Genomic DNA, 23570 nt, shown 5'->3' on the forward strand with positions numbered 1-23570 from the left:
AAGGACGGGTTTCCCCCCAATGCCCGCACAACCGCCATATCCGGAAAAGGCCCGTGCCTGACTACCTTTTCCATTTCCCGCCCCCGACCGCACCGATGCACCCACACCCCGGCGCCGCCTCATGCCGCGCCAGGGTGCCGACGCATCCCCAGCACCGCGACACACAGCACGAGACCGATCATTACCGGCACCCACAGGGTGCTTCCCCCGCACTGCATGAGCGTGACGCCTCCTACCCCCGCGCAGGCCACGAACCCCACCAGCGCGGCCGGACGCAGACAGGGCGCGCGCGCATGCCCCGGCTGGCTGAAATACCGCAATGCCCCCAGACAGGTCGCCCCCCATGCGATCATGAGGCACAACCCGGCATAGGTACCCAGCCAGACGAACACCGCCATGTATTCCGCCCCTTCCGTCCCATGGCCCGCGTGAAGGGCATGGATCAGGCACACCACCACGGCACAGCCGCCAAGCAGCATGCAGTTCGCCGTGACAGGCACCCGCCGCACCGCGCTGGTGCGGGCAAGGACGGGCGGCAGGACCCCATTGCGCGCAAGGGACAGCAGCCCGCGCGCGATGGCGATGCTGCCCGCCATGATCATCGCCAGCACGTCAGCCAGCGTCAGCGCCAGCAGCGCGGCATGCAGCGCGGGCGCCCCCCACTGGCGCGAGGCGGACAGCGACAGCAGCGGCATCGCCTGTTCCTCCAGCCGTGCCGGATCGAACATGTTTCCCGCCAGGGAGGCATAGGACACAATCACGTAAAATCCGGCATTGATCCCGATCGTCAGCATCATCGCGCGCGGGATGGCACGTCGTGGATCCGCGCTTTCCTCCGCCAGGTTGGCCGCCCCCTCGAAACCGCCATACATGAACAGGGCAAAGACCATCCCCATCATCACGCCCGCCACGCCGCCATGACGCAGGGAGTGCATCGTCGCATGCGCGGCCCCCCCCGGCCCCACCGGCGCATGCACGACAACCCACAGGGCGAACATGCCAATCGCCAGCATGGAGGCGATGCTGATCCCCAGTTGCAGTCGGGTGGACAGGCTGATGCCGCGCGACACCGCCCATGCGATCACCCCCAGCGCCACAAGCGCGCACGCCCACCACGGCACATCCACGCCCACGCACGCCCGCGCCAGATCGGACCCCAGCCCCCCCAGCGTAAGCACGCCATTAAGGAAGGCCGCAATGGCGCAGCTGTAGAACAGCAGCCCGAACGCCCGTCCCCAGCGCGGGCCAAGCGACAGGTTCAGGTAATCATACAGCGACCCCGGCGTATCCACCTGCCGCGCGAATGTCGCGAAAACCCATGCAATGGCCACCATGACCACGGCCGCCAGCGCGATACAGACCGTAACCCCGGCCCCGGCCCCCACGCCGCCATCCCCCCCGGCGATCAGGGGCACGAACACGAGCGAGGAATAGACCGGCCCCACGCCGGAGACCGCCTGCGCCACGATATCGGGCAATCCAAGGCGTCCCCGCATCAGGCGTCCCTGAATACCGGGAGGGGAGTGCGTCATGTTCTTTCCTCTGTCTCACGCATGCGGATTTCCATCATCCCTTACATCTCGGGTCATGTTACATCCGCAACGGTCCGCGCGATACAGAATTACGCAGTGCCTTTCCCCCGCTGGAAGCTGTATTGGAAACAGTCCCCCGAACGGTCCACGCATCATTGAAAAGTTTTTGGCGAAGCTTTTTGCAAAAAGCTTCGGAAGAACGCCGCCTTTTTGAAAAAAGGCGGTACCCAAAAACTTTCATTACATTTATCAAGGATTTACTTCAGGCAACTTCACGCGAAAGCCGCCCCATATCCCGGATACGCCGCCGCAGCCTGCCGTTTCCTGTTGATATTTCTTCCCGTATTAAGTTACAATGCAGTAACGAACGCACCCCTGATTTTCAAGGAGATTTCGCCAATGAAAAGCTCCATCCCGGCAGTCGTCGGGCTGTATTGCGCTTATGCATATAGCGCTGTCCTTATGTTTTCGTGCGTGGTTCCGGGAATTTTCAACATCCCCCATCGGATGACCACCATGGTTTCCGCATGCCTGTCCCTGCTGATTACCGTCGTTCTGGTTTCCACGACCCTTCTGTATTGTAAGAAGTAATCCCACACGGCTGAACGCAGGCATGAACGGGATGCGCGATGGTCCATGTCATGAGGCCGCCCCCGATTGCACAAGGTCGCTCATCAGAAGCGGCGTCGCGTCAAGCCGCTGAAGGAAATCATGGTCATGGCTTGCGATCAGGACAGCCGCATTCCGTGACCGCCGCCGCAGCAACGTGACCAGACATTCCAGCGACGGCGCATCAAGCCCGTTACCGGGTTCATCCATCAAAAGGACACCGGGCGCGCCGATCAGGGCCGCGCAGATCATCATCTTCTTGCGCGTGCCCAGCGACATCGCGTCAAAACGGGTCGCAAGATGCGGATGCAGGCCGAAATTCCCGATCATCCCCGCCACATCCCCGTCGATCGCGCAGTTCTTGGCCCATGCGCAGAAATCCAGCAGGTCCTGCCCGGTCATGAAGGGATAGACCGCCGCCTCATCTGGCACATAGGACAGGTGACGCCTTGCTTGCATCGGGGAGCGCATGAGGCTTTCCCCCGCGATCCACACCTCCCCCGTATCCGGGGACTGCGCACCGGCCAGCAGGCGCAGGAGTGTCGATTTCCCGACGCCATTCGCCCCCTGAAGCGCGTACAGCCCGCACCCCAGCGCCAGATCGAGGCCGTCGAATACGACCCTGCCGCCATAGGAAACGCCAAGCGCCCTGCAGCACACCCCTTCGCGCGTCATCCACTCACCCCCGCGATTGCCGCCCCCGCCCACGCGATACTGAATGCGGCGGCAAGCATGAAACGGAATCGCGTGTCCGTTCCCACCACGACCCGCAACAGGGCCAGCAGGACCACGTAACCCGCGGCCAGCCCCATGAGCGCCCACAGGGATACCAGCCGATGCGCCAGAAGGATCCCCCCGAACACGATCAGGGGCACCATCCCCAATCCCACCACCAGACAGCAGTCACGTATCGGCCAGAAATGTCGCGACAGCGGCAGCGTCATGAACAGCGGCCGCGCCATGGCATGCGCGTCGGCAAGCAGGCGGTACAGGTTGGCCAGGACAAATGCGACAATCGCCATGCCGACCACGATGGCAACAGGCGCGCGCCCGTCATAATCAAACGCCCTGATCAGCGCGCCCGCCCCGACCGGGACCGCAACCGACAGCACGGCGCACCCCGCCGATATTACGGGATTGCGCGCCAGTATCCCGAACTGCACGCGCCACACCGCCGGCAGGCGTGCCTTGGGCCGCAGGCGACCGACCGGCCGACCGACCTTTCCCGCGCGGCAGGCGCGAAACCGTTCGGCCCGCATGTCAAGAACCGCACATGGCAACGCGCATGCCACAGCCCCGGACAGCACCAGCATGGCCGCCGTGCTGTCAGCGATGCTGGCCGCCGCCGCGAATACAATATCCGCAGGCAGCCCCGCCAGCAGGAGAAAGGGCAGGCGTTCAACAATTCCAAGCTGGACCATCAGAATGATTGCAACGAATGCCAGCGTTTTTTCAATATCGCATGCAAGGTCGAAAATGGTGGCATGTTCCATCATGCCGACCCCGATCGCCACAGGTGCGAACAGCAGGATATCGACCACGCACAGCAGGACGGACGAAACCGTGCATCTGGCGATGCCCGAAATCGGCAGCGTCCTGATGTAATCACGAAAGGCACCCCCGCGAAGAAACCGCCTTTGCGGCAGGACCCATGCCAGCGCCCCCGCCTCGAAAAGAAGCGTGACGCCGAAATGCCACCCGAACGCATGCGCGGCGGAAAGGTCCTGCGCGAACAGGTCCGCCGGAACCATGAAAAGCGAGACGACCGGAAGGCCCGGGGTCAGCAGGCCCGCAAACAGGAACCATTGCCAGTGACGGGCCACCACGGCATCGCTGGCCTGAATGAAAAAGCGCCCACGCAGCACGAGATAGCGCCACATCCCCCATGCGCGATCATGCCATTGCGTCATGATGGCCCCTTTCGTGCGCCCGCCCGCGGCACTGCATGCCGGTGGACGGGCCGTTCGCGTCATACTTGCGTGAATTCCCATATCGCGAAAGCCACAAACCGGGCCCCGATGCATCCCGGTCCGTTTCCCCAGGACAAAATTCCCCGGGCACAGGGTGTCCGAGGCTGTCTGAAAAGGCTGGCCCGGCAATACCTTGAAATCATAAAGGTTTTTGGTGAAGCTTTTTTCCAAAAAGCTTCGAAGGACGTCGCCTTTTTGGAAAAAGGCAACACCCAAAAACTTTTGTCCTTATTTATCAGCAGATTGTTTTCAGACACTCTCTCAGGCTGGACTCAGGAATCGCCACATGCCTATTCCCTGTGATGCAGGCCTGTCGCATGTAAACCCACACCCTGCCCCCATATCGCCACCGGAACGGTCATGATCAGTCTTTTCGATATTTTCAAAATAGGCATCGGTCCCTCTTCCTCCCATACGGTCGGCCCGATGCGTGCCGCGCGACGGTTCATGGAGAGCATCAGCGGACGTGATGGTCTGGCCCATGTTCAGGTCACGCTCTATGGTTCGCTGGCATGGACCGCGACGGGCCATGCAACGGACAAGGCCGTCATCCTTGGCCTGTGCGGGGAACGGCCCGAAACGGTCGACCCGGAAAAGGCGGACGCGCTGGTCGCGGAGATATGGCGAAAAGGCGTCATTTCCATCGGCCCCGCCACGGTCAGGTTCCAGCCCGCGCACGACATCGTGCTCGACAAGGAAACCAGACCCCCCGTCCACACGAACACCATGCAGTTCACGGCATTCGACCGGGATGGGCGACTGCTGGAAAATGCGCGTTTCTGTTCGGTCGGCGGTGGGTTCATCGTCTCGGAAGACGCGGCCGAGAGCACTTCGTACACCATGCCGGAAGTCCCTTATAATTTCAGTTCTGGAAAGGAGCTTCTGGACCTGGCGCGCCGCGACGGGCTGGGCATAGCCGACATCGTGCTGCGCAACGAGACCGCCCTGCGCCCGAAAGAGGTCGTCGTGGCCCATCTGGACCGGATCATCGACGTCATGATGCACTGTATCGAACGCGGGATTGCCAGCCGGGGCATCCTGCCCGGAAAGCTGGAGGTCAGGCGCCGCGCGGGCGCGCTGTATGAACGCCTGCGGGAGCGGGAAAAGCTGAACAGCAGCCTGCCGCATGAAATCATGGACTGGGTCAGCCTGTTCGCCATTGCCGTGAACGAGGAAAATGCCGCGGGCGGGCGCGTGGTCACCGCCCCCACCAATGGCGCGGCGGGCGTGGTGCCCGCCGTCCTGCGCTATTACCGGGATTACTGTCCCGGCGCCACGCGCGAAGGCATGCGGGAATTCCTGCTGACGGCGGCCGCACTGGGGGGACTGTTCAAGCTCAATGCCTCCATCTCCGGCGCCGAGGTGGGATGCCAGGGGGAGGTGGGCGTCGCCTCCTCCATGGCGGCGGCAGGGCTGGCGGCAGTGCTGGGGGCGACCCCGTCGCAGGTGGAAAACGCGGCCGAAATCGCAATGGAACATCATCTGGGCATGACCTGCGACCCGGTCGGCGGGCTGGTGCAGATTCCCTGCATCGAAAGAAATGCATTTGGTGCCATAAAAGCAATCAATGCCGCGTCGCTGGCCATGCGAGGCGATGGCGACCATCGCGTTTCGCTGGATCAGGTCATCCGCACCATGGCGGAAACCGGGCGCGACATGAACCACCGTTACAAGGAAACGTCACTGGGCGGACTGGCGATCAATTTCCCGGAATGCTGAGCGACCGTCGGAAAAACAAAAGTTTCCGGGTGTCGCCCTTTCCCGGGAATATGCTGTCTTTTCAAAGCTTTTTGAAAAAAGCTTCACCAAAAACTTTTATGACTTATTTCAGGGGATTATCGGGGGCGGCCTTTCGGACCGCTCTCTTTTCATGGGGTTTATCCGGGCAGAATTGGCGATAAGATACCGTAACAATCCAGAAGCGGGCGATATCCCCCAGACCCTCTTGCCCGAAACGATCCATCCGCCGAACCGAGGTTCCACATGAAGCGTCGCCTGGTGCTTTCCTGCCTTTCCACCGCGCTGGCGGTCATGCCGTCGCTTTCATCCGGGATGGCGGCCACCATCAGCGGTCCCGCCGCCGATGTCGATCCGCGTATCGGCACGGGGGGCGCGGGGCACACATTTCCCGGCGCGACAGTGCCGTTCGGCATGATCCAGCCCTCGCCCGATACCGCCATGCCGGACTTCAAACATGCCTATAACTGGGCGGGCGGTTACCAGTATGGTGATCCCACCATCATGGGATTTTCGCATACCCATTTCACCGGCGCGGGACATTCCGACCTTGGCGACGTGCTGATGATGCCGATTTCCGGCGATGTCAGGATGGAGCCGGGCGATCCCGCAAAACCGGGCAGCGGCTACCGCTCGCGCTTCAGTCACGATACGGAGGTCGAGCAGCCCGGATATTACGCCGTGACGCTGGCGGATTACGATATCCATGCCGAACTGACGTCGGGACGCCGCGTGGGCTGGCACCGCTATGCCTTCCCCACGGGGCGGCCGGCGCATGTCCTGCTGGATCTGCGGCCCAGCATCTATGACTATCCCGGCAAGGTGCTGTGGTCGCGCCTGCGCGTGCGTTCCGACGGCACGGTGTCAGGCTGCCGCACGACGCGCGGCTGGGCGCCGGACCGGACGATGTGCTTTGCGATGCGCTTTTCACAGCCGATGGTGTCGCGCGCATTATACAATCGCGAAACGAACGTGACCTATCGCGGGTTCAGGGGGCCGGGATACCGCCCCGAGGACCATGACGCCCAGAGCGGACGCGCGGTGGAAGGCGTATTCGACTTCGGCACGCTGGACAGACCACTGGAGGTCAAGGTCGCGATCTCCCCCGTGAGCGAGACCAACGCCATTTCCAACCTCGACCAGGAAGGCACGGGGTGGGATTTCGATGCCCGCCGGGCCGCGGCACTTGCGGCATGGAACAAAACGCTGTCGATAATCGATGTCTCCGGCACGCAGGACCAGCGAACGCAGTTCTATACCGCGCTGTACCATACGATGTTGGCCCCCACGCTGAGCATGGATGCGAATGGTGAATATCGCGGACCGGATCAGGAAATCCACCGGGCGAACGGCTTCGACTTCTATTCGACATGGTCAACATGGGATGTCTATCGCGCGCAACAGCCGCTGATGGCGCTGCTGCGCCCGGATCTGAGCGCGCAGTTCGTGCGCTCCCTCGTCGCGGCGCAGCAGGCCAGCCCGGTCGGCGTCCTGCCGATCTGGTCGTACCAGGGGCTGGAGACATGGTGCATGACCGGCTATCACGCGGTGCCGATCATCGCCAATGCCTATCTGGCGGGGGTGCGGGGCTTTGACGCGGAGGCGGCGCTCAAGGCCATGGTCGCCAGCGCGACATACGGCCCGTACGGGGATCTGGCGGATTACATGAAGCTGGGTTACGTCCCGATCGACAAGGAGGCGGAGGCAGCGTCCAAGACGCTGGAATACGCCTATGACGACTGGTCGCTGGCGCAGATGGCCCGGGCGATGGGCAAGACCGAAATCGCGGCCGAATTCGAAAAACGCGCGCGCAACTGGCGCAATGTATGGGACCCCAAGACAGGCTTCATGCGCGCCAGGCTCAGCAACGGCGAATTCCACGAACCCTTTGACCCCGCCGCCGCCGCCTATGGCAGCGATTATACCGAAGGCAACGCATGGCAGTATCTGTGGTCCGTGCCGCAGGACGTGCCGGGCCTGATCGCGACACTGGGCGGGAACGCGAAATTCGTCACAAGGCTGGATGAACTGTTCGATACGAAGGTTGATCCGGCGATTTTCAAGGACGTCGAAGATATCAGCGGCCTGATCGGCTGGTACGCGCACGGCAACGAACCCAGCCACCATATCGCATATCTCTATGATTACGCCGGGGCACCGTGGAAGACACAGCAGCGCCTGCAGCAGATCATGGACAGCCAGTACAGCGCCCGCCCCGACGGGCTGGCGGGGAATGACGACCTAGGGCAGACATCGGCATGGTATCTTTTTACCGCGCTTGGCTTCTATCCCGTGGCGCCCGCCAGCAATGTCTATGTCATTGGCCGTCCCTTCGTGCCAAAGGCCGTGCTGCACCTGCCCAATGGCCGGACCTTTACGATGGTGGCGGACAACATGGATACGGCGCATCCCTATGTCGGTCACGTGACGCTCAACGGCAGGCCGGTGGATCTGCTGAACCTGCGACAGCAGGATATCCTCAAGGGTGGCACCCTGCATTTCACCATGCAGGCCGAACCGGGCCACGAGCCCTCCGTTCCTGAAAAATGATGATTTGCGCTGGAAGGATTTGGTCGACAGCGGCGGCCAGATTCTTCCGGCAGGAAGCTTGCGATATATATTGAAAAATATGTGTCTCAATCAGGTATTTTGAATATCTGTCCCGAAAGGACGACGTCCCAAAATATCCCCTGCATCATTTAAAAGTTTTTGGTGAAGCTTTTTCCAAAAAGCTTCGAAGAACGCCGCCTTTTTGAAAAAAGGCGGCACCCAAAAACTTTTATCATTTTTACGGATGCGTTCTTTTCACAGGCCCCATGGATCGTAAAGACAACCGGCATCATCGTCCCGATCCGGAACAGATGAAACAGGCCCATTCATGGTGCGAGCTGCGGGACTCGAACCCGCACGCCCTGTTAACGGGCGCAAGATTTTAAGTCTCGTGCGTCTACCATTCCGCCAAGCTCGCCCATAAGGCATCTTCTAGCACACACATCGGACAGGACAACTCGGCCTCTCGGGGTTCGTGTGATATTTCACGATCACCGGGGCCAGAATTCTCGCCGCCCTCATTCCTGCATGTCACGCAGCAGCACGGCCCCGTCCCGGCGCAGCCATGTCTCGGCATGGCGTCGATGTGGGGTCAGGCGATCCACCAGCATCCAGAAATCCGGCCCGTGGTTCATATGGCGCAGATGCGCAAGCTCATGGGCAATCACGTAATGCTGCACCTCCCGCGGGGCCATCACCAGCCGCCAGCACAGCATGATCGCGCCATCGGCGGTGCAGCTTCCCCAGCGGCTGCGGGTATCGCGGATGGTCAGGCGGGCGGGACGCAGCCCCGCCTCTTGCGCCAGCGTCTCAAGGCAGGCCCCCAGCCGCGTCCGCGCCTGTTCACGCAGGAAGGTCGTCAGCCGCCGCACAAGAAACTCCGCCTCCCCGCTGACATGCACGACATCGCCTTCGATCCACACGCCGCGACGGGCCTGCGGGCAATGCCGGATGGCATGCGGACGTCCGTCAAGGAGGATATGCCCCCCGTCGCGCCAGCGCGGCGCCTGCGGCACGCGCGCAAGGTTGGCCGCGACCCAGGACGAATGCGACCGCAACAAGGCCAGCGCATCTTCGCGCCGGCCACGCGGGGGCAGGGTCAGGACGACATGTCCGCTCCGCGCGTCGATACGCATCGAAATACGCCGCGCCCGTGTCGATCGGCGCCAGCAGACCGTGACCTGCCCGCTGGCGATGGCCACGGTCTCGGTCCCGCCGCCATCAGCCGTCATCTGTCAGAACGGGTCAGGCATCCCGGTTTCCGGACGCATTCGGCGCCAGGGGGGCATTCGCCGGGCCACTGCACGATATGATCCTCCAGCGCGCCGGCGCGGCGTTCGCTGATGACCCGCCCACTGACCGAAACGCCTGCCTCATGCACGGTTTCGGCCCGGCCCGAAACCAGCGGGTGCCACCATGGCAGGGGCTTTCCCTCGTGAATCAGGCGGTATCCGCATGTGGGCGGCAGCCAGTCGATATCGTCCAGCATGGCCGGCGTCAGGCTGATGCAGTCCTGCACCCTGCGCTGGCGATGGGGATAATCCGTGCACAGGCACGTTGTCGTATCCAGCAGCCGGCAGGCGACATCGGTAAAGACGACTTCGTCCGTTTCGTCATCGCGCAGTTTGTGCAGGCAGCACCGTCCGCACCCGTCACACAGGGATTCCCACTGTTCGCGGGTCATCTGCGACAGGGGAACCGTCATCCAGAAGGGACGCGCGCCCGCGCCTTCCCTCGTGCCGTCATCCATGGCCATCGCCCCCATGTCCCGTCATGTTTTCATCCCCCCACGCCCATGCCGCGCCCCAGATCCGCCATGGCGGCCATAAGGGACGTCACCACGCCCGCGCAGGCCGACAGCATCAGCGCCGGCCCCAGCAGCGGCAGCCACAGCATGCGCACCTGCATCCATGGCCCCGCCCCCAGCCCCCATGCCGTGCGCGATACGTTGGCGGGCAGCCGTTCCAGCGCCCACAGGGGAAACAGCGTCACAAGCGGACATAACAGAACCCCCTGCAGCACGGACAGGACCAGCCCTTCGGCACGGGGCATGAAAAGGGGCAGATACGCCGCCCCCGCCACCCCCGGCAGCAGCAGCGCCAGAAGCACGCCCCGCATGCCCGCGGATATCCACGCCCTGCGCGATCGCGCCATCATGCACGTTCCCACGATCAGCACCATCAGCATGAACGCGGTTACGGCGCATACCGCCGTATCGAGGATAAGGGTATCAAACGGACCGGCGACAAGGACAGGCGAATGCGGCATCATGCCGGTCCACGCAGCCAGTCAGCAAAACGTTGCGACAGGTCCGGCAGGTGCGCGCCCCAGAATTCCAGGTTCATCGGCAGTTCCACGGCCGCCTCGCGCCCGGCGCTGGCCGTCGCGGATCCTGCCGGGGCCTGTCCTGCGGCCTGTCCGGTCACCTGCCCTGGCGGATACAGCGCGGCAAAGCGGTTCACCTGCGCGGGCTGGACGACATAATGCAGCAGGTCGCGCGCGTGCCCGGCCATGGCGGGGGCCGTCCCGTGCACCAGCGCCCATGACAGGCGGTCCCCCAGGCTCTGCCCCCACTGCACCCCGATATCGTGGCGGCGCGACGGCAGGGTGGCGATTTCGTTGCTGAAGACGCTGCCCATCAGCACGCCCCCATTTTCAATGATCCGGGCGGATTCCTCAGGCGTGGACCACCACGTGATATAGGGACGCAGCTGCGTCAGCTTGCGAAAGGCGCGATCGACCCCGTCGGGGGTGGACAGCACGCCGTAAACCTCCTGCGGGGGAACGCCATCGGCCATCAGCGCGATTTCCAGCGTCGAACGCGGGTCCCGGCGCAGCCCGCGCTTGCCCGGATAGCGCACCACGTTCCAGAAATCCGCCCAGCGCGGCGGCGATGGCCGCCATCCACGATCCCAGGCCAGGACGATGGCCGGCTGCATCGACGGCACGCCACACCCGTCGGGATTATTCGCGCTTCCCGCCAGCCGGACCAGGCTGCCCTGCATGCACGCGGCACGAATCGCGCTGTCCTCGCCAAAGACCAGCGCCCATGTCGCGGGCCGACCCTCCGTCGCGGCATGGGCCTGCAGCGTGGCGACCTGCCCATCCCAGACCCGCCGGATGACGCGAAGCCCTTCCTTCCTGCCAAAAGGCTGGAAATAGGCGCGGTCCTGCGCCTTTCCCAGCGCATCGTCCTGCGTTGCCACCGTCAGGGTGGGGATGGAAGCGGCCAGGTGGCGGACGCGCGCGCCGGACGTTACGCGGGCATGCCCGGCCAGCGGGACCGACATGCAGACCGCCGCCCCCAGCGCCGCCATGACAAACAGGCGCGCGGGGCGGGACGAAAATCCACAGGACAGGTGACGCAGGGGATTCATCGGAAAGGAGGGCAGGAAAGACAGATGAAAGAACCTTCAGAAGACGGCATGCCGGACGCTAGCGCATTTCATGCCTGAACGGAAAGGCAATCGCCTGCGCCGCCTGCCACGCCAGCAGGGCCGGACGCCCCGGTTCCACCCCGCACACGATCTGCAGCGGCGCGCGACGCACCAGAAGCTCCTTGCCATTCGACAGCCTCAGCCGCATGCGGATGTAACTGCCCATATGCCGCATGTCCACCAGCACCGCTGGCAGCATCGCGGGCTCCCCATCGTCGGCGGCCATCATCCCCATCGCCCCGGGCCGCGCGGGAAACAGCGTCGCGATGCGGTCGGGGCGCACGCACACCGTGCACAGCGCGTCCTCCTCCAGCCCGGGCGCCGCCATCGCCTGCACCGTCAGTTCCCCCGGCAGGCGCACGATGGCGACATCCTCGTCTATGGTCGCCACCCGCCCGGTCAGGGCATTGGCGTCGGCAAAGCCGGTGGCGACGCGATCGCATGCGGGACGGTCGAACAGGTCCGCCGCCGTGCCGACCTGCAACAGGTCGGGACCATCGAAAAGCCCGATGCGCTCGCCCATCGCCAGCGCGTCCTCCCGATCGCAGGTGGTCATCACCACGCACAGGTCGCGCGCGCGGACCAGCCGGCCAAGGAAACCGCGCATGGCATGGCGGACATCCACCGACAGGGCGGCGAAAGGATCATCCAGCACGATGACCGGCGGCGCCGACACCAGCACCCGCGCCAGCCCGGCACGCAGGGTCTGCTGGGCATCCAGCGCGGCGGGGAACATCTCCTCCATGCCATCGAGCCCCAGCAGCGCCATGGCCTGCCGCGCCCGTGCATGCGCGTCGGCACGGCCAACCCCGCGCACGCGCAGGGGAAACAGCAGGTTGCCAAAAACCGTCAGGTGCGCGAACAGCGGGTCGCGCGCGCTCCATAACCCACACATCCGCGTGAGGGGCGGACGGCCGGAGACATCGATCCCCCCCACCTCGACGTTGCCGTCCAGCAGTGGCCGGTGTCCCGCAAGCGAATCCGCCACCGCCGACAGGCAACCGCCCCGGTTTCCAAGAAGGGCCAGGCACTCCCCTGCCCCCACGCCGAAGGAAATGGGGGCGGCGTCCGTTGCCGTGACAAGATTGCGAACAACCAGTCGTGAGGAGAAAGGAGGCATGCGATAACAGAAACCTGACTATCCAGAGAATGGGTTATAAGTGTTTCCTTCCTCCTTACCAGAGGATCATCGGGCCCGCCCCTTTGCAAGGACAAGAAAATGACCAAGACAGATATCAAGCACGTCACGCATGAAGACCTTCAGGCGCTGAAGTCCCATGTCGAGAACCTGCTGCATTCGCATGGCAAGCAGGCGCTGCACAGCGCCGTCGAAAAGGCCGAGCACCTTGCCTCCAACGCCCGTGAAATCGCCGAATCCCCCGCGAAACCCCGCTCGCGCGGACGTTCATTTCTGGCTATCGCCATTTTTTCGGCAATCGGCTACTTTCTTGGCCGCGCCACGAAATAAGGCTTGGTAGCCTGACGAAACCAGAGGACACGCGACAGCAATGAGAATAGGCGAAATCGGCAAGACCATCATCGACGGGGAACTTACCCTACGCAAATTGATGGCCATCCGCCTTGGCCGTCAGGCTGCTTTTCTGGTTGTCGCGGCCGTTTTCGGTGGGTTCGCGGCCATTACCGGCCACGCCCTGCTGTGGGCGTTCTGTTACCAGACCCTCGGCTTCAGCGTGCTTGGCGCTTCTGTCGCGGTGTTCGCGGCGGACATCCTTGCAGCGTTCATGTTCGCGTTCATGGGGCGGCGGTCCTATATGACGCCCGAGGAAATCCGTGTCCGCTTCGCCCGCGAACACGCGCTTAACGAACTGCGCCAGACGGTGGCCCTGTCCGCCGTGGTCGGCACGCTGGCCGGCCCGGTGACGCGCCATACCGGCCGCGCGATCTGGAACCTGTTCCAGACCATCTTCGGACGTCGCCCCCGCGCCTGACGTCCCCACCGGGGGCCGCCGCCTCCGCCAGCCTGAAATACCATCCGGGATTGATGCACATCATTGTCAGATGGCATTCATGACGAAATTGCATTGGCTCCCGGATGCTTTTTCTGGAAACGTGCGACTGCACGTGATCGTAAGCAGACGAATAGTTTGCATGCTTACGATTTTTTCCAACCCGGCTGGCAGGATGCAATGGCCGATACCGAGCGCCTCGAACGAGAACGGTCCTTCAGACGCAGGCTGGCGCGCCTTGGCACGGCATGGCGGCGGCAGGTGGACCATGACCTGCGCGATTACGGCCTGACGGAGGCCACGTGGCGGCCGGTTCTGTATCTTGGGCTGCTCCTGCCGCCAGTGCGCCAGACCGATCTGGCGCGCGCCCTTGAAATCGAGGCGCCATCCGTTGCCCGCCTGCTTGACGTGCTGGAACGCAGGGGCCTTGTCTTCCGGTCCCGCGATCACGAGGACCGCCGTTCCAAGCTGGTGCGCCTGACGAGAGAGGGCGAGCGGATCGAACGCCAGGTGCGCGACGCGGTGGACGCCGTATCGCACCGCCTGCTGTCGGGGATTTCCGATTCCGAACTGACCGCGTGCTATTCCGTGTTCGACCGGATCGAGGAAAACCTGTGCACCACCCGCATGGGGGCGGAGGCCGCCGTCCCTTCATGAGGCTGATCCCACCCCACGGCGCGTTATCGCAACCCCTGCTGCGGTTCGGTACGTTCGTTTTCCCCGAATGGAAAACGGTGCGCCCGACCATTGCCTACAGCATCCGCACGCTGCTGTCGGTGGGGCTTGCGCTGTTCTTGGCGTTCGACCTGCAGCTTCAGACGCCGATGTCCTCGGTCACCACGGTCCTGATCGTGGCGAACCCGGTCGTCGGCGCCATGGTATCCAAAAGCGTATGGCGTATCTTTGGCACGATCATCGGGGCCACGTCGGCCATCCTGCTGATGGCGCTGTTTCCGCAGTCCCCGCTGCTGTATTTCATGGGGCTGTCATTCATCATCGGGCTGGCATGCTGCGTTTCCACCCTCCTGCGCTTTTACAAGGCGTATGCCGCGGTGCTGACGGGCTATACCATCATCCTGATTTCGGTTTCGGCGTTCAGCGAACCCGACCACATCTTCATGGCGGCCATGTCGCGCCTGTCGGCGGTGACGGTCGGGATCCTCAGCACGGCCTTCGTCTTCCTGCTGACCAACATCAGCCACCCTGACAAGGTCATCCGCCAGATCGACCAGGTGCTGCGCAACATCACGTCCCATTTCGCGCAGTCCATCGACCCGTCATGGGAAAATCCGACTTCCATGCCCGACGACGCGGGGCAGCCGCTGTCGTTTCGCGCGATGTCCATCACGTCGTACGACCAGCGCGCGCGCCTGCTGTCGCAGGCCAATGCTTTGGTGGAGGCGATCGAATACGCCGCGGCCGACAATTACAGCGTCAGCGTGCGCGCCAACGGCCTGCGGGGCGGGGTCGCGCGCCTGCTGGGCCTGCTGAGCGCGCATCACCCGATCTGGCAGGACGAGCCGCCGCTGACGGCGCAGGCGCGTCAGGCACGCCAGATCCGCCAGCAGATCATGCGTCATTTCGCGACCCTTCCGGCCGGTGACCTGCATCTGGAAGCACGCGACAACATGCGTCCCATCCGCAGGCGCATCCGCAGCGCGATGGCCGAACTCGACGAACTGGGGGAACAGACGCAGGACCTGCCGACGATCGCCTTCATCGACAATGAACGCGACGTCCTGGCACAGCTGTGCGCCGCGCTGGATGATTTCATGGGACCGCAGGAACATGTCCGTCCCATCGCGCTGAAGCTTTATTTCGACTGGCCCGCCGCCCTGCGCAACGGCACGCGCGGCGCGTTCGTCACCCTGCTGGGATGCCTGTTCTGGTACATATGCCGCTGGACGCATGGGGCGAACATGCTGACCTACCTGATCCCGGCATCGTGCCTGCTGGCGACCAGCCCGCTTGCCTCGCGCGCCAGCGTCATGTTCGCCAGCGGCACGCTGGCGGCCATTCCCGCCGCCTTCATCTGCCAGACCTTCATGCTGCCGCGCATCGACGGCTATCCCCTGCTGTGGCTGTCGCTGTCGATCTGCCTGCTGCCGGGGATATGGATCCAGTTCCATCCGCGCCATGCGATGCGGGGGTTCGGCTATGCCGTGTTCTTCAACGCCATGGTGCAGATCCGCAACCCCATCACCTACAGCGACCTGTCGCTGATGAATACATGGCTGGCCTTCCTGCTTGGCGTGGTGTCGATCGCGCTGGTGTTCCGCGTCATACTGCCGGCCAATCACCGGCTCGACTCGGGGCGGCTGGTCGCCTCCATCGCGCGGGCGACCGAACGCCTGGCGCTCCGCCCCCTGAACCGGCAGGTTGAATGGCCGGTCTGGGAAAACCTGCAGATGCAGAAGATCCTGCGCATCATACAGCGCTTCTCCCTCGTCTCGTCGCCGGGACGGGTCTATGAGCTGACGGATGCGGCCTTCATGGCGGTTTCGCTGGGTCGCGTGCTGGTGCGCCTGCGCGTGCTCGCCCTGTCCCCCGCCATCCATGAGGAAGACAGGACCCGCGTGGTGGAGGCCCTGTCGGCATTCCGTTACCTGCGCAGCAACCCCTCCGTCACGGTCCAGACCCTGCGCGCCACGGCGCTGACGCTGATGTCGCACCTGGACCGGCGCGGCCTGCCGGCGCACACGCCGACACGCCGCATCGCCGCCTGCCTGGAGCAGGCATCCCTGCTGATCGGGGCAATCCCCGGTTTCTTCCATCGCCATGGTCCGCTACAGATGGCGGCGGATATGCCCGGCGCCCACAACCGCCTGACCCTGCCCGTATCGTCCACGACTGGCCCGTTCGGAATGAGATCCGCCTGATGCTGACCGAATTCAATCTCTTCGGTGTCTTCATGGCACCGATTGTCGTCTATGCCATCGCGGCACTGCCTGTGACCATGCTGCTGCGCTCCCTTTTATGGTGGAGCGGTGTCATGAAATGGTTCTGGCATCTCGCCCTGTTCGAGGTCGCGCTCTACACTTGCGTCCTCTGCCTGATGATCCTGTACATCTGACTGTCGCCGAAAAGGTTCGAGAATCCACCATGCCTCTCTTGCGCACCCTGATCCGTGTGGTACTGACCCTGGCGGTCGTGGCGATGGCCATCGTCATGGGCGTCACCTTATGGGACACCTACATGATTGCCCCGTGGACACGTGACGGACGTGTGCGCGTCTATGTCGTCGATGTCGCCCCCGAAGTTTCCGGCACGGTGGTCCAGCTTCCTGTCGTGGACAACCAGTATGTCCACAAGGGCGATCCCCTTTTCGTTCTTGACCCGGTCCGCTTCCACCTTGCCATCCGCGAGGCGCAGGCCCGCCTTGACGGCGCGCTGGAGGACCTGAAGCTCCGGCAGAACGATGCCCGCCGCCGCATGGGACTGGGTGGCATCGTCTCGGTTGAAGAACAGGAAGTCTTCAACTCCAACGTGGCGACGCAGATCGCGGCCGTCGATGGCGCCCGCGCCGCGCTGGACCTGGCAAAGCTGAACCTGCAGCGTTCCATCCTGTATTCGCCGGTCAACGGCAACATCACCAACCTGAACCTGCGGGTGGGCGATTACGTCACGGCGGGGCATGCGCGCCTTGCGGTGATTGACGCCGACTCCTACTGGGTCAACGGGTATTTCGAGGAAACCAAGATGTGGGGCGTGCATGTCGGTGACGAGGCACGCGTCAAGCTGATGGGATACAAGGACATCCTGCCGGGCCATGTCGTCAGTATCGCGCGTGGTATCAATGACCAGAACGGCAGGCCCGACGGGCTGGGCCTGCAGGACGTCAGCCCGATCTTCACCTGGGTCCGTCTGGCGCAGCGTATTCCGGTGCGCATCCATCTGGATCATGTTCCCGACAGCATCACCCTTGCCGCGGGCATGACGGCGACCATCAGCGTCGGCCCACAGTCCCGTACCCAACGCGGTCATCTGACGACGTGGTTGCAAGACCACCTGTAAGGCGCCAGGCACAACAATGAATATCAGTACGATCACCCGCAAAACCGGCCTGTTCCTGAGTGCAGCCCTGGTATTGGCCGGTTGCACGGTCGGCCCGCGTTACCAGCCGGACCGGATGAAGCTGCCCGCGCGCTTCACCGAAGACGATCATCCCGCCACCAAGGAAGAGATCGAGGATACCAACAAGGAACTGAAACAGTGGTGGCACCTGTTCAAGGATCCTGAACTCGACAAGCTGATCGACAAGGCGATCGCGGGGAATTACGACCTGCAGGCGGCGGGCCAGCACATCCTGGCGGAACGCGCGATCCGCGACGTGCAGGCGTCGCAGTGGTATCCGCAGCTTGATGCCGACGCGGGTGGCGGTAACGTGCGGTACTCGATCAACATCGAGAACTGGCCGCTGCGCCCCGGCAACCCGGCCAACCATCCGGATGCGAACTACCTGACCTATGGCATGGCCGGCAGCTGGCAGCTTGACGTCTTCGGTCGCATCCGCCGCAGCGTCGAGGCGCAGAAATACGCGGTCGAGGCCACGATCGAGGACCGCCGTGCCCTGATGGTCATGATCCTGTCGGAGGTCGCCAGCGATTACATGATGCTGCGTGACCAGCAGCTGCGCCTGGAAATCGCGAACAACAACATCCGCGTCGCGCAGGATGCCTATGACCTGACCAACCGCCTGTACCTTGAAGGCGTGGGCAACACCATGCAGATCGCGCAGGCCAAGGCGGAGCTGGATTCCCAGACCGCCGCGCGCGAACCGCTCAAGACCCATATCTCACAGATCACGCATGCGCTTGACGTGCTGATGGGGCAGATGCCCGGCACCTCCGAAATCGAGCTGAAGGTGCCCAAGCCCCTGCCCAAGGTGCCGGAATTCCCTGCCACCCTGCCGTCGATCGTCCTTGCCAACCGTCCCGACATCCGTTCGGCCGAACGCCAGTATGCCGAAGCCACGGCCCGCATCGGCATGGCGGTGTCGCAGCTTTACCCCAATTTCAGCATCCCCATCAGCTTCAACCCGAACGCGTCCGTCATGTCCCAGATGACGGAAGCCGCCACCATGAGCTGGCAGTTCCTGATGATGGCGTCGCTGCCGCTGATGCATGGTGGCAAGATGACGTCGCAGGTCCGCGCGACGCAGGCCGCCGCCGAGGCCAGCCGCCTGAATTACCGCCAGACCGTGCTCAAGGGCTTCAAGGAAGTCGAGGACGCGATGGCCGCGTGGCATGATGACGAAGAACATACCGAACTGCTGGCCAAGGCGGCCGAGGACAGCAGCCTTGCCAGCGAACGCGCGCGCAAGCTCTACAGCGCGGGTCTGGTCGGCTTCCTCGAAGTCCTGACTACGGAGCGGACGACCCTGAACGCGCAGAATGCCGAAGCCATGGCGCGGCTGGAACGTCTGCAGGACGCCATCGACCTGTACACCTCCATCGGTGCGGGCTGGCAGGGGGTCGCGCTGACCAACACGACGCTGCCGATTTCGCTGGAGAAGCAGAACTTCCTTGCGCACCTGTTCCAGCAGTAATCCGCACGGATACGCATAAACAACGAACAGGCGGGCTGTCCGTTCCCGGGTGCTGAAAATAACCGGGAACGGGCACTTTCCCGTTTGTGCCCCACGCGGGACGGGGATGGTAAATCCCATCGGGAAAAGCCCCAGGGGCCGTCCATAAATCATAAAGAAGTTTTTGGGTGCCGCCTTTCATCTAAAAAAGCGGCGTTCTTCGAAGCTTTTTGAAAAAAGCTTCACCAAAAACTTTTACTCTTTTTCTTCAGACACGGGGAAACCTGCCCATAAAAAAAACCGGCGGCAGGCCATGCCCACCGCCGGTCCCGGATCGCCGGACCCGGTAATCCGGGTCCGGTTCGCCCTGTCTTATGACCAGCGCCAGTTGCGCACTTCCGGCAGGTCCTGCCCATACTGCGCGACATACCGCTTGTGCTCGTTCAGCTTGTCATTGATCAGCTGGTTGGCATAGGCAGCCTTGACCGCCAGTGCCGGCACGCGACGGATGACATTCTGCACCAGATGGAAACGGTCCAGATTGTTGCGCACCGTCATGTCGAACGGCGTCGTGGTCGATCCTTCCTCACGATAACCGTGGACGTGGAAATTGCGACAGTTGGTCCGCTTGTAAATCAGCTTGTGGATCAGCGCGGGATAGCCATGGAACGCGAAGATCACAGGCTTGTCCATCGTGAACAGGCTGTCGAACGACGCGTCATCCAGCCCGTCGGGATGTTCCTGCGGGGTCTGCAGCGTCAGCAGGTTCACCACGTTGATGACACGCACCTTCAGGTCCGGCAGGTGTTCGTTCAGGATCTGCGTGGCGGCCAGCGCCTCGATGGTCGGGACATCGCCGGCACAGGCGATCACGACATCGGGCTCGCCGCCCTTGTCGTTGCTGGCCCATTCCCAGATGCCAATTCCCTGCGCGCAGTGCTCGATGGCGGAATTCATGTCCAGCCACTGCGGCTCCGGCTGCTTGCCCGCCACGATCACGTTCACGCGGTCCCGGCTTTCCAGACAGGTCTTCGCCGTGCACAGCAGCGTATTCGCATCGGGCGGCAGATACACGCGGACGGTCTTGGCCTTCTTGTTCAGGACATGGTCGATGAAACCGGGATCCTGATGGCTGAACCCGTTATGGTCCTGACGCCAGACATGCGACGTCAGCAGGTAGTTGAGCGAGGAGATCGGCGCGCGCCACGCCACCTCATCGGCCTGCTTGATCCACTTGGCATGCTGGTTGACCATCGAATCGACAATGTGGATGAACGCCTCGTAGCATGACATGAAGCCATGGCGACCCGTCAGCAGGTAACCTTCCAGCCAGCCCTGGCATGTATGCTCGCTCAGGATTTCCATCACATGGCCATCGACCGCCAGATGGTCATCGTAATCGAACGTTTCGGCATTCCAGGCGCGATTGCTCGCATCCAGCACCGCATTCAGGCGATTGGAATTGTTTTCATCGGGCGCCAGCACACGGAAATTGCGTGACGGCAGGTTTTCCTTCATCACGTCGCGCAGCCAGGTGCCCAGCACGCGGGTGCCTTCGCCAAGCGCATGGCCCGGCGATTCCACCGTGACGGCATAGGGCGCGACATCCGGCAGACGCAGGTCGCGACGCAACAGGCCGCCATTCGCATGGGGGTTGGCGCTCATCCGGCGGTCGCCCTTGGGGGCCAGCGCCGCGATTTCGGGCATCAGGGTGCCGTTTTCGTCAAACAGCTCTTCCGGCTTGTAGCTGTGCAGCCATTCGTCGAGCAGCTTCAGGTGCGCGGGATTGGCCAGATCGGTAAAGGGCACCTGATGGGCGCGCCAGTACCCCTCGACCCGCAGGCCGTCCACCGTCTTGGGACAGGTCCAGCCCTTGGGCGTGCGCATGATGATCATGGGCCATACGGGCCGTTCGGTCTTGCCCTCGGTCCGCGCGGCCTTCTGGATGGCGTCGATGCGGGCGAACGCCGTGTCCATCGCGCTTGCCATGGCCTGGTGCATCACGTCGGGAACGTCGCCTTCGACCAGGATCGGGTCGTACCCATATCCCTTGAACAGCGACAGAAGTTCCTCGGTCGGGATGCGCGCCAGCACGGTGGGGTTCGCGATCTTGTAGCCGTTGAGGTGCAGGATCGGCAGGACCGCGCCATCGGTCTTGGGATCAAGGAACTTGTTGCTGTGCCACGACGTCGCCAGCGGCCCGGTCTCGGCCTCGCCATCGCCGACGACGCATGCGGCGATCAGGTCGGGATTGTCGAACACCGCGCCATAGGCATGGGAAATGGAATAGCCCAGTTCCCCGCCTTCGTTGATGGAACCCGGCGTTGTCGGGGCGGCGTGGCTGGGAATGCCGCCGGGGAAGGAAAACTGCTTGACCAGTCGCGCCAGCCCGTCCGCGTCCTGCGACACTTCGGGGAAATACTCGCTATAGGTCCCTTCCAGATAGGTATTGGCGACGACGCCCGGTGCCCCGTGTCCCGGCCCCGCGACGAACAGGATGCTGCGGTCCTGTTCGCGGATGATGCGGTTGAGGTGCAGATACAGGAAATTCAGCCCCGGTGTCGTGCCCCAATGTCCCAGCAGGCGTGGCTTGGTATCTTCCAGCTTCAGCGGCTCGCGCAGTAGCGGGTTGGCCAGCAGGTAAATCTGCGCGATCGACAGGTAGTTGGCGGCATGCCACCACTTGTCAAACAGCGCGATATCCTGTGCCGATAACGGCTTGGCGGATGCTGTTTCACTCATCTGCGTTCCTTTCGAAACAAGTTGTTCGTGTCCGTTACGCCAGACACATCATCACATGGCGGCGGATCGTCGTTTCCTCATCCGTGGGAATGACCCGCACCTCGACCCTGCTGTCGGATGTGCTGATGATTTCGTTGTTCGCGGCGTTCGCGGCCTCATCCAGCCGGACGCCCAGCCATGCCAGCCGCCCGCAGATCGCGGCGCGGATGATGGCGTCATTTTCCCCGATGCCCGCCGTAAAGACGAGTCCGTCGAGCCCCTGGAGGGAGGCGGCCATCATGCCGGCCTCCTGCACGAAGCGATAGACAAACAGATCCAGCGCCGCAGTGACAGCCGGGTCATGGGCGGCGCGGGCATGCAGGTCGCGCATGTCATTGGACAGGCCCGATACACCCAGCAGGCCGGAACGGTGGTACAGGATCGTCTCGATCTCCGCCGCGCCCAGCCCCTCTTCCTTGAGCATGTACAGAATCACGCCCGGGTCGAGATGGCCGCACCGCGTGCCCATCATCAGGCCATCCAGCACCGAAAAGCCCATCGTGGTGTCGATGCTGTGTCCCTCGCGCATGGCGCACAGGCTGGCGCCGCTGCCGATATGGGCCACGATGCAGCGCGACGTCGCCAGATGGGGCGCGCGTTCGCGCAGGCAGCTTGCGATATATTCGTATGACAGGCCATGAAAGCCATAGCGCCGCACGCCCTTGTCGGCGTACGACCGGGGCAGGGCCTGCGCCTGCGCCACGGCGGGCATCGTATGGTGAAAGGCCGTGTCGAAACAGGCGACCTGCGGCAGGTCGGGCCGCTGCGCCAGCAGGGCGCGCGCCGGGGCCAGGCTGCCGGGCTGGTGCAGGGGGGCGAACGGGGTCAGCGCCGCCAGATCCGCCAGCACCTTGGGCGTGATGCGCACGGGCCGGATGAAATCGGGACCGCCATGGACCACGCGATGCCCCACCCCCATCAGTTCGAGGCCGCCCAGATGGCCGCCAATCCAGTCCATCAGGGTCGCCATCGGCCCATGGTGGGGATCGGCGGCACCCGCATGGGCGTCCCAGCTTTCATCAACCAGGACCCTGCCACCGGCGTCCTTCGCGCGGAAATGCGGGTGGGTGTCGATGCCTTCCACCTCGCCCGACGCGATGCGGTGGCTGGGACTGGCGGGGGTATCGGTCGGGTCGATCCTGAACAGGGCGAATTTCAGACTGGACGACCCCGCGTTCAATGCCAGAACAGCCTTTGTCATGCCCGCCTATCCCTTCGTATTACCGATGCGATCCTATCGACTATCGAACCGATGACACATTGACGCGAATCAATTTCCGCATGTCCTTACGCATCCCGAACGTGCGACGTCGGCCACCGGATCAGCGTCATCTTTTGAAATATAAGGGGAAAACAGCGCGGTAATCCATACATGGCCGATACCCACCTGCTGCATGCATGTTCAGGTGGCGCCTGCCGTCCCACTGCGTCGCGGCATGAGGACGATACATGGGCCTTGG

The 23570-nt window shown here is 63.3% G+C and carries 20 protein-coding genes and 1 tRNA gene; 10 read left to right on the forward strand and 11 right to left on the reverse strand.

The window, feature by feature from the left end; translation table 11 throughout:
• Window positions 1-119 precede the first annotated feature (119 nt).
• Entirely contained in the window at window positions 120-1532 is a 1413-nt protein-coding gene (locus CFR71_RS09685) for an APC family permease (RefSeq protein ID WP_110530572.1), read from the reverse strand.
• A 122-nt stretch (window positions 1533-1654) separates the two neighbouring features.
• On the opposite strand from CFR71_RS09685, the gene CFR71_RS16190 reads away from it, so the two are divergent.
• Complete coding sequence (locus CFR71_RS16190) at window positions 1655-1984, forward strand: hypothetical protein (protein WP_133251128.1); 330 nt, start codon at window positions 1655-1657, stop codon at window positions 1982-1984.
• Window positions 1985-2171: 187 nt separating this feature from the next.
• Here CFR71_RS16190 and CFR71_RS09695 read toward each other — a convergent pair whose 3' ends face one another.
• On the reverse strand, window positions 2172-2816 hold the full coding sequence (locus CFR71_RS09695; RefSeq protein WP_110530660.1) for an ABC transporter ATP-binding protein: 645 nt from the start codon (window positions 2814-2816) through the stop codon (window positions 2172-2174).
• Window positions 2813-4051: a hypothetical protein gene (locus CFR71_RS09700; RefSeq protein ID WP_133251129.1), complete on the reverse strand. Its 1239-nt coding sequence runs from the start codon at window positions 4049-4051 to the stop codon at window positions 2813-2815. The genes CFR71_RS09695 and CFR71_RS09700 overlap by 4 nt, the downstream gene beginning before the upstream one ends.
• A 420-nt stretch (window positions 4052-4471) precedes the next feature.
• Here CFR71_RS09700 and CFR71_RS09710 point away from each other — a divergent pair, with 420 nt between their 5' ends.
• Complete coding sequence (locus tag CFR71_RS09710) at window positions 4472-5830, forward strand: L-serine ammonia-lyase (RefSeq protein WP_110530576.1); 1359 nt, start codon at window positions 4472-4474, stop codon at window positions 5828-5830.
• 264 nt (window positions 5831-6094) lie between these two features.
• A complete protein-coding gene (locus CFR71_RS09715; protein WP_165832086.1) occupies window positions 6095-8398 on the forward strand; it encodes a GH92 family glycosyl hydrolase in 2304 nt (767 codons plus the stop codon).
• A 329-nt stretch (window positions 8399-8727) separates the two neighbouring features.
• Here the strand turns inward: CFR71_RS09715 and CFR71_RS09720 are convergent.
• The 6 genes from CFR71_RS09720 to CFR71_RS09745 form a co-directional block, all read right to left on the reverse strand.
• Window positions 8728-8816: transfer RNA gene (locus tag CFR71_RS09720), tRNA-Leu, on the reverse strand.
• 100 nt (window positions 8817-8916) lie between these two features.
• Complete coding sequence (locus tag CFR71_RS09725; protein ID WP_110530578.1) at window positions 8917-9630, reverse strand: M48 family metallopeptidase; 714 nt, start codon at window positions 9628-9630, stop codon at window positions 8917-8919.
• Window positions 9627-10148, reverse strand: coding sequence for a YcgN family cysteine cluster protein (locus CFR71_RS09730; protein WP_408891825.1), 522 nt, complete (start codon window positions 10146-10148; stop codon window positions 9627-9629). The genes CFR71_RS09725 and CFR71_RS09730 overlap by 4 nt, the downstream gene beginning before the upstream one ends.
• Window positions 10149-10177: 29 nt before the next feature.
• On the reverse strand, window positions 10178-10669 hold the full coding sequence (locus CFR71_RS09735; protein ID WP_110530579.1) for a hypothetical protein: 492 nt from the start codon (window positions 10667-10669) through the stop codon (window positions 10178-10180).
• A complete protein-coding gene (locus CFR71_RS09740) occupies window positions 10666-11775 on the reverse strand; it encodes an extracellular solute-binding protein (RefSeq protein WP_239020348.1) in 1110 nt (369 codons plus the stop codon). Before CFR71_RS09740 ends, CFR71_RS09735 begins: the two co-directional genes overlap by 4 nt.
• A 58-nt stretch (window positions 11776-11833) precedes the next feature.
• Window positions 11834-12955 (reverse strand): ABC transporter ATP-binding protein, encoded by a 1122-nt coding sequence (locus CFR71_RS09745; protein ID WP_110530581.1) that lies wholly within the window; start codon window positions 12953-12955, stop codon window positions 11834-11836.
• Between the two features lie 99 nt (window positions 12956-13054).
• Between CFR71_RS09745 and CFR71_RS09750 the strand changes: the two genes are divergently transcribed.
• The 7 genes from CFR71_RS09750 (at window position 13055) to CFR71_RS09780 (ending at window position 19350) form a co-directional block, all read left to right on the forward strand.
• On the forward strand, window positions 13055-13303 hold the full coding sequence (locus CFR71_RS09750) for a hypothetical protein (RefSeq protein WP_110530583.1): 249 nt from the start codon (window positions 13055-13057) through the stop codon (window positions 13301-13303).
• 40 nt (window positions 13304-13343) lie between these two features.
• Window positions 13344-13784, forward strand: coding sequence for a hypothetical protein (locus CFR71_RS09755; protein WP_110530585.1), 441 nt, complete (start codon window positions 13344-13346; stop codon window positions 13782-13784).
• A 198-nt stretch (window positions 13785-13982) separates the two neighbouring features.
• Window positions 13983-14459 carry a MarR family winged helix-turn-helix transcriptional regulator gene (locus CFR71_RS09760; protein WP_110530587.1) on the forward strand — a complete coding sequence of 159 codons (477 nt, stop codon included), beginning with the start codon at window positions 13983-13985 and terminating at the stop codon, window positions 14457-14459.
• Window positions 14456-16681, forward strand: a complete 2226-nt coding sequence (locus tag CFR71_RS09765) for an FUSC family protein (RefSeq protein WP_110530589.1) — start codon at window positions 14456-14458, stop codon at window positions 16679-16681. The genes CFR71_RS09760 and CFR71_RS09765 overlap by 4 nt, the downstream gene beginning before the upstream one ends.
• Entirely contained in the window at window positions 16681-16875 is a 195-nt protein-coding gene (locus CFR71_RS09770) for a DUF1656 domain-containing protein (RefSeq protein WP_075624918.1), read from the forward strand. The genes CFR71_RS09765 and CFR71_RS09770 overlap by 1 nt, the downstream gene beginning before the upstream one ends.
• 29 nt (window positions 16876-16904) lie before the next feature.
• Entirely contained in the window at window positions 16905-17816 is a 912-nt protein-coding gene (locus CFR71_RS09775; protein ID WP_110530592.1) for a biotin/lipoyl-binding protein, read from the forward strand.
• A gap of 16 nt (window positions 17817-17832) precedes the next feature.
• Window positions 17833-19350, forward strand: a complete 1518-nt coding sequence (locus CFR71_RS09780; protein WP_110530595.1) for an efflux transporter outer membrane subunit — start codon at window positions 17833-17835, stop codon at window positions 19348-19350.
• A gap of 351 nt (window positions 19351-19701) precedes the next feature.
• On the opposite strand, the gene CFR71_RS09785 is transcribed toward CFR71_RS09780, so the two are convergent.
• Both CFR71_RS09785 and CFR71_RS09790 read right to left on the reverse strand, forming a co-directional pair.
• A complete protein-coding gene (locus CFR71_RS09785; RefSeq protein WP_110530597.1) occupies window positions 19702-22071 on the reverse strand; it encodes a phosphoketolase family protein in 2370 nt (789 codons plus the stop codon).
• 34 nt (window positions 22072-22105) lie between these two features.
• Entirely contained in the window at window positions 22106-23311 is a 1206-nt protein-coding gene (locus CFR71_RS09790) for an acetate/propionate family kinase (protein ID WP_110530599.1), read from the reverse strand.
• Window positions 23312-23570: the final 259 nt, after the last annotated feature.

It is taken from the genome of Novacetimonas pomaceti (assembly GCF_003207955.1).
GTDB classification, from domain to species: Bacteria; Pseudomonadota; Alphaproteobacteria; order Acetobacterales; family Acetobacteraceae; genus Novacetimonas; species Novacetimonas pomaceti.